This is a genomic window from Streptomyces sp. NPDC002044 (assembly GCF_040296725.1).
In the GTDB taxonomy this organism is placed as follows: Bacteria; Actinomycetota; Actinomycetes; order Streptomycetales; family Streptomycetaceae; genus Streptomyces; species Streptomyces antarcticus.
Window position 1 is genome coordinate 36,850 of the sequence record NZ_JBEOXU010000045.1, and the last position, 6,423, is coordinate 43,272.

A 6,423-nucleotide genomic window follows, 5' to 3' on the forward strand; every position below is an offset into this window, starting at 1 on the left:
TGCCTCTTTTATCAACGACCCCTGACAATGGCTGGCGTGATGTGATGGACTCGTGTCCCCAAATATGCCTGCACGGCTGAGAACGGACCGCCCGTCAGCTGGTTCAGGTCAGTTCGAGGTGCCGTGGCATTCCGAGTACGGCTTGCCCGAGGTGCACCAGCAGGGTGCCGTCGGGGTGGGGGGCCACGGGGTGGCCTTGCCGCGGGCGGCCAGGGTGGTGGCGTACTCCGCCAGGAGGGACGGGGAGGCCGGGGAGGTCTTCTCCGACGCCGCGAAGGCCTCGTAGGACGGGACGCTCGCCGTGACGATGCCGAGGTTCGTGGTGCCCGAGGCGGCCAGGGCGCGCAGGGACGCCTCGATGCGGGCGAGGTGGGTGCCGTGGGAGGGGTACTCCGCGGAGAGGGTGGGGTAGCCCGTCAGGAGCTCGGCCAGTTCGCGCTGGGGCCAGTGCAGGATCGCCACCGGGAACGGGCGGGAGAGGGCCGCGCGGCGGTCGCCCAGTTCCGCGCGGAGGCGGGCGATCTCCGCGCGCAGTTCCGCCGGGTCGTCGGAGCCCAGGGCCCAGATGCGCTTCGGGTCGTGGAGTTCGTCGAGCGGGATCGGGCCGATGTGGCGGGTGTCGGCGACCATGTCCCAGTCGTCGTGCGGCCGGCCCAGGAGGCGGCGGACGCGGTGGCGGCCGGTCAGCAGGGCCGTGGTGGCCTGGGTGAGCGGCGCGTCCTCCGTGATGAGGAGCGTGGCGGCCTCGGTGAAGCAGTCGTGCGAGTCCTCCAGCTCGTCGTGGGTCTCCAGGGCCTCCGCGATGACCTCCCAGGGGGCCGGTTCCGCGGGGGCGGCCGCGCGGATGCCGGAGATCAGGGCGCGGGCCTCCGCCTCGTGGCCGTACTCCCAGAGGTTGGCCGCCTGGAGGGCCTTGATCAGGAGCGGGTCGGCGGGGGAGGACGTCAGGAGCAGGTCGTACAGGGCGCTCGCCCGATCGCGCGCGTCGCCCAGTTCCAGGTGGGCGGCGGCCTGGAGGAGCAACGGCTCCTGGTCCTCGGGGTAGCGGGTCGCCGTGCGGATGAGGCGCTCGGCTTCGGCGATGTGCTCGGCAGGCGTGTCGGGGCGCATGGTTCACACCGTACTGCCGCTGGTCAGTTGGCGGGGGAGGTCTTATGGTGCCGCCCGTGAGAGATCACATACCGGTGGTGGTGCAGGGTCGCGTACGAGGGGTGCCGCGGGTCGCGTTCGCGCGGGTGCTGTGGGTGTGCGCCGAGGCGGTCACCACCGTGGGCGTGGTGGTGGCGTTGCTGGTGGTGCACCAGGTGTGGTGGACCAACCGGCAGGCCGTCGCCGCCGCGCAGGACCGCGTACGGGCCCTGGAGCGCGAGTGGGGCGCCCCCGCCACCCCCGCCACCCCCGCCGAAGCCGCCGCCCGCGCCGAGTCCGCCGAGTCCGGCGGAGGGGATGGAGCGGGGCAATACGGGCTCCCGGGCGGGGAGTCGGCGTCCCCGGCCGGGCCGGACGCCATGCCGGACGCCATGCCGGACGCCGGGCCGGACCCCGCGCCGTCCGCCCCCGCGTCCAGGGCCCCGGCCCCCAAGGCCCCCCAGGCCCCCGCCCCCGGAGCATCGGCGGGCGCCGGCCAGGCGTACGCCGTCCTGCGCGTCCCGCGCCTCGGCCTCTCCGTCCCCGTCGCCCGGGGCGTCGACAAGCGGACCGTCCTCGACAAGGGGTACGCCGGCCAGTACCCCGGCACCGCGGCGCCCGGCGCGCGCGGGAACTTCGCGCTCGCGGGGCACCGCAACACCCACGGCGAGCCGTTCCGGTACCTGAACCGCCTGCGGGCGGGGGACGAGCTGCTGGTCGACGTCCGGGGGCGCAGGTACACGTACGTGGTCGGGAAGGTCCTCGGCGAGACCACCGAGCGGGACACCGGGGTGATCGCGCCGGTGCCGCGCAGCGTGGTCAAGCCGGAGTACGGGTACAGCGAGCCGGGCGCGTACATCACCCTCACCACCTGCACCCCCGAGTACACCTCCACGTACCGGCTGGTGGTGTGGGGAACGCTGCGGCCGTAGCCGCCCCCTAGGGTGTTGCGATGCCTCCGAATCGGGTGAAGCGTCCGCAGCTGGCCTGGCTGGCCGTTCCCTTCGTGCTGTTCGTGGTCGCGCTGCCGTTCGTGAACCGGGTGGAGCCGCGGATCGGCGGGGTGCCGTTCCTGCTCGTCTGGTGTGCCGGGGCGACGCTGGTGACGCCGCTCGCCGTGTGGCTGGTCTGGCGGGGGGACCACCGGTGAGCGCGTCGGCCGTGGCGACCGGCGTCTTCGCCGTGTCCATGGTGGCGACCGTCGCGCTCGGGCTGCTCGCGGTGCGCGGGCGCGGCGGGGGCGGGGGCGGGCTCGCCGAGTGGTCGGTGGGCGGGCGCTCGCTGGGGACCGTGTTCATCTGGGTGCTGATGGCCGGCGAGGGCTACACCAGCTTCAGCTACCTCGGGGCGGCCGGCTGGGGCTACTCGTACGGGGCGCCGGTCATGTACGTGGTCGCGTACATGACCTGCGGCTACGCCCTCGGGTACGTCGTCGGCCCGCTGCTGTGGGACTACGCGCGGCGCCACGGCCTCGTCGGGATCACCGACATGGTGGCCCACCGGTACGGGCGCCCCTGGCTGGGAGCCGGCGTCGCCGTCCTCGCGACCGTCTTCCTGCTGCCGTACATCCAGCTCCAGATCACCGGCATGGGCGTCGTCGTCACCACGGTCACCTACGGGGCCGTCCCGCTGGGGTGGGCGTACTTCGTGGCCTTCGCCGTCACCACCGGCTTCGTCGTCGTCAGCGGGCTGCGCGGCAGCGCGTGGGTGTCGGTGCTCAAGGACGTGCTGGTCATCGGCACGCTGGGGTTCCTGGCGGTGTACGTGCCCCTGCACTACTTCGGCGGCTACGGGGAGCTCTTCGACCGGCTCGTGGCGGAGCGGCCGCAGTGGCTGACCCTCCCCGGTCACGGGGCCGGCCCGGGCGGGCGCGGCGAGCTGGGGACCGCGTGGTTCGCGTCCACGACCGTGCTGAACGCGCTCACCGTCGTCATCTTCCCGACCACCGTGGCGGGCTACCTGGGCGCGCGCGACGCCGACGCGCTGCGCCGCAACGCGATGCTGCTGCCCGCCTACAACGTGCTGCTCTTCGTGCCGATGCTGCTGGGGATGGCGGCGCTGTTCGTGGTGCCGGGGCCGGCCGGGGCGGATTCCAACCTCGCGCTGTTCGCGCTGGTGGTGGACTCGCTGCCGGCCTGGGCGGTGGGTCTGGTCGGGGTGGCGGCCGCGCTGTCGTCGATCGTGCCGATGGCGGTGTTCATGCTGGTCATCGGCACGATGTGGGGGCGGAGCGTGCTGTCGCTGGTGCCGGGGTGGGGTGCGGGGGAGCGGCAGAAACGGGCGTCGCAGACGGTGGTCGTGATCGCCGGGGCGGTGGCGCTGGTGATGACGTACGTCGCCCCGAACACGCTGGTGCGCCTCTCCCTCGTCTCGTACGAGGGGATGGCGCAGCTGGTCCCGATGCTGCTGCTGGGGCTGGTGTGGCGGGGGCTGACGACGGCAGGGGCGGTGAGCGGGCTGGCTGCGGGCGTCACGCTGGTCTGCGCGCTGGTCTTCACCGGGAACGACCCGGTGTGGGGGGTGAACGCGGGGATGGCCGCCCTCGTCGTGAACCTGGCGGTCGCGCTGACGGTGTCCCGGATCGGCCCGCGGGAGAGCGGGGACGGGCGGCCGGACGAGGAGGTGCTGGCCCGGGACCCACTGCCGGGGGCCGCACCCGTACCGGTTGTCGGTGGGCCCGGTTAGTATCGGATACGAGTGACCGACGTCGTACGGGAGTTCGTACGCGAGGTCATGTGCGAGCTGGTGCGCGGGAGAGGGAAGGGGGCGGGCAGTGTGACTCGGCAACGAAGCGGCGGCCGTCGCCCGTCGTCCCTCCTCGGAAACCTGGTCCGGACGGCGGGGGTGTCGGCGCTGCTGACGCTCTCCCTCGTCCTCCTCGGCGGTGTCCTCGGACTGTTCGCCGGGGAGAGCGGCCTCGGCGTCGTGGTGCTGGCCCTCGCGGCCACCGTCGCGCTGGGCTCCGAGGCCCTGGCCGCCGCCGCGCGGCTCGTGCGGCCGGTACCGCCGCACCGCATACGCACCGCGCTCCGCGACCGCGAGCAGCGCACCGCGTTCCTGCCGCAGCGCGACCCCGACGCCTCGGGCCGCTCCCGGCCCAGGGCGCCCGGCCGTAGCGTCCCGACGGCCGCGTAGGGGCGCGTCACCTCCCGGCTTCCCGGCCGGTGCCTTCCGGCACCCGCCGCCCGCCGGCTGGTCGTTGTCCCGCTGATCGCTGATCGCCATCCCCGCCGGTGCCCCTCGTGGGCCGTCACGCCGAAACGCATCCCCCGCATTCCCGCGCGTCCACGCACCCCGTGCGTCCACGCGTCGTCGATGCGGCTCTTTCGACGTTCGACGAGACCCTCCGGAGGGCCCTCATGTCCGCTTTCACCCACGGTGTCGCCCAGTTGGGCCGGCTGCTGGAGCCGGTGCTCGCCCAGTCGGCGACCGCGGCCGCGATCGTGCTGTTCACCGTCCTCGTACGGCTCGCCCTCTACCCGCTGAGCCGCGCGGCCTTCCGGGGGACGACCCCGTTGGCGACCTGCCTGCCGATGCTGTTGCAGCTGCCGGTGTTCTTCGTGATGTACCAGGCGTTCTCCGCGGCGGAGGTCGGCGGGGCGGCCAACGAGCTGCTCGGGCAGCGGTTGTTCGAGGCGCCGCTGGGAGCCCGGTGGTCCGGGGCGCTCGGGGAGGGCGGCCTGCTGGGGGCGCAGGGGCTGGTGTTCCTCGGCCTGTTCGCCGCGATAGCGGCCGTGGCGGCGTGGAGCGCGGTACGGGGGCGCCGTGCGGCCGCCGCCATCGGCTCGGCGGCGGTGGCACCCGGGGCGAGGGCGGGGGGCAAGGCGGGCGCCAAGTCAGGTACCAAGGCGGGCGCCAAAGCCGGGGTCAGGCCCGGTGCGGCGAAGGCGGGTGCGGGCCGGCCGGCCGAGATGACCGCCGAGCAGCAGGAGCTGATGCGCAAGGTGGGCGGCGTACTGCCCCTGCTCTCCTTCGGCACCCTGATCACCGCCGCCGTGGTGCCGCTGGCCGCCGGCCTGTACCTGCTGACCACCACCGCGTGGTCGGTGGCGGAGCGGATCTGGCTCCAGCGTCGCAAGGACCGCGCGGAGCGGGCGGCGTCGGCCGGGGCGGCCGGGGCGGCCAAGGTGGCCGGGGCGGTGGCGGAGCCGCGTACCAGTGGAGGCGCGCGTTCCACCCTGTGAACAGGGTCTTGCGGATTGAGCCGACTTCTTGGAGGATCAGCCAATCCTCCGATGGCCGCAACCCATCGTCCGGCCCGGGGCATGCCCTTGGGCCGACCACCCTCGACCACGGGAGAATGCCCATGAAGCTGCTGCGTGTCGGACCGGTCGGGTCGGAGCGCCCCGCGCTGCTCGACCAGGACGGGACCCTGCGTGACCTGTCCGGCGTGATCACGGATGTGGACGGCGGCCTGCTGGCCGACGACGCCGTGCTGTCCCGGGTGCGGGAAGCGGCGGAGTCCGGCGCACTTCCGGTCCTGGGCGCCGAGGGACTGCGCATCGGTTCGCCGGTCGGCCGCATCGGCAAGGTCGTGGGCATCGGGCTGAACTACTTCGGGCACGCGGCCGAGGTCGGCGCGGAGCCGCCGGCCGAGCCGATCCTGTTCCTCAAGGCCGCCGACACCGTGGGCGGTCCGGACGACACCGTGCTGATCCCGCGCGGCAGCGTGAAGACCGACTGGGAGGCCGAGCTCGGCGTCGTCATCGGCGCCACCGCCCGCTACCTGGCCTCCGCCGAGGAGGGCCTGGCCCACGTCGGCGGCTACGTGCTCGTCAACGACGTCTCCGAGCGGGAGTTCCAGATCGAGCGCGGCGGCACCTGGGACAAGGGCAAGAACTGCGAGACCTTCACCCCGGTCGGCCCCTGGCTCCTCACGGCCGACGAGGTGCCGGACCCGCAGGTCCTGGACGTGAGGCTGTGGGTCAACGGCGAGCTGAAGCAGGACGGCACCACCGCGGACCAGATCTTCCCGGTCGGCGAGGTCGTGCGGTACCTGAGCCAGTTCATGACGCTGTACCCCGGTGACCTCATCGTCACCGGCACGCCGGCGGGCGTGGCCATGGGCCAGCCCGAGCCCAAGCCGTACCTGCGCGCCGGTGACGTCGTGGAGCTGGAGATCGAGGGACTGGGCCGCCAGCGCCAGGAGTTCAAGAGCGCGTAGCCCGCGACCGCGCGGCAAGCAGGGCGAGTACGGCATGCGGGGCAAGCGCCGCACGCACGGCACCGCTGACGACAGGGGTGAGCCCCGCCCGCGTCCGGGCCGCCGAGGCCGCCCGGCGTGCCCCCCGGCGG

Annotated in this window: 7 protein-coding genes; 6 read left to right on the forward strand and 1 reads right to left on the reverse strand. The window is 73.9% G+C overall.

The genetic code is table 11. From position 1 onward, the window contains the following. Positions 1-108: 108 nt before the first annotated feature. Positions 109-1,110, reverse strand: a complete 1,002-nt coding sequence (locus ABT106_RS14410; RefSeq protein ID WP_351276499.1) for an SEC-C domain-containing protein — start codon at positions 1,108-1,110, stop codon at positions 109-111. A gap of 56 nt (positions 1,111-1,166) precedes the next feature. Here ABT106_RS14410 and ABT106_RS14415 point away from each other — a divergent pair, with 56 nt between their 5' ends. The 6 genes from ABT106_RS14415 (at position 1,167) to ABT106_RS14440 (ending at position 6,292) form a co-directional block, all read left to right on the forward strand. Further along, positions 1,167-2,060, forward strand: a complete 894-nt coding sequence (locus tag ABT106_RS14415; RefSeq protein ID WP_351276501.1) for a class E sortase — start codon at positions 1,167-1,169, stop codon at positions 2,058-2,060. Between the two features lie 20 nt (positions 2,061-2,080). After that, positions 2,081-2,278, forward strand: coding sequence for a DUF3311 domain-containing protein (locus ABT106_RS14420; RefSeq protein ID WP_351276503.1), 198 nt, complete (start codon positions 2,081-2,083; stop codon positions 2,276-2,278). A gap of 38 nt (positions 2,279-2,316) precedes the next feature. Next, on the forward strand, positions 2,317-3,813 hold the full coding sequence (locus ABT106_RS14425) for a sodium:solute symporter family protein (protein ID WP_351276523.1): 1,497 nt from the start codon (positions 2,317-2,319) through the stop codon (positions 3,811-3,813). Positions 3,814-3,954: 141 nt separating this feature from the next. Further along, positions 3,955-4,263: a DUF6412 domain-containing protein gene (locus tag ABT106_RS14430; RefSeq protein ID WP_502979364.1), complete on the forward strand. Its 309-nt coding sequence runs from the start codon at positions 3,955-3,957 to the stop codon at positions 4,261-4,263. A 224-nt stretch (positions 4,264-4,487) separates the two neighbouring features. Next, positions 4,488-5,312 carry a YidC/Oxa1 family membrane protein insertase gene (locus ABT106_RS14435; RefSeq protein ID WP_351276509.1) on the forward strand — a complete coding sequence of 275 codons (825 nt, stop codon included), beginning with the start codon at positions 4,488-4,490 and terminating at the stop codon, positions 5,310-5,312. 122 nt (positions 5,313-5,434) lie between these two features. Beyond that, positions 5,435-6,292, forward strand: a complete 858-nt coding sequence (locus ABT106_RS14440; RefSeq protein ID WP_351276511.1) for a fumarylacetoacetate hydrolase family protein — start codon at positions 5,435-5,437, stop codon at positions 6,290-6,292. Positions 6,293-6,423 lie beyond the last annotated feature (131 nt).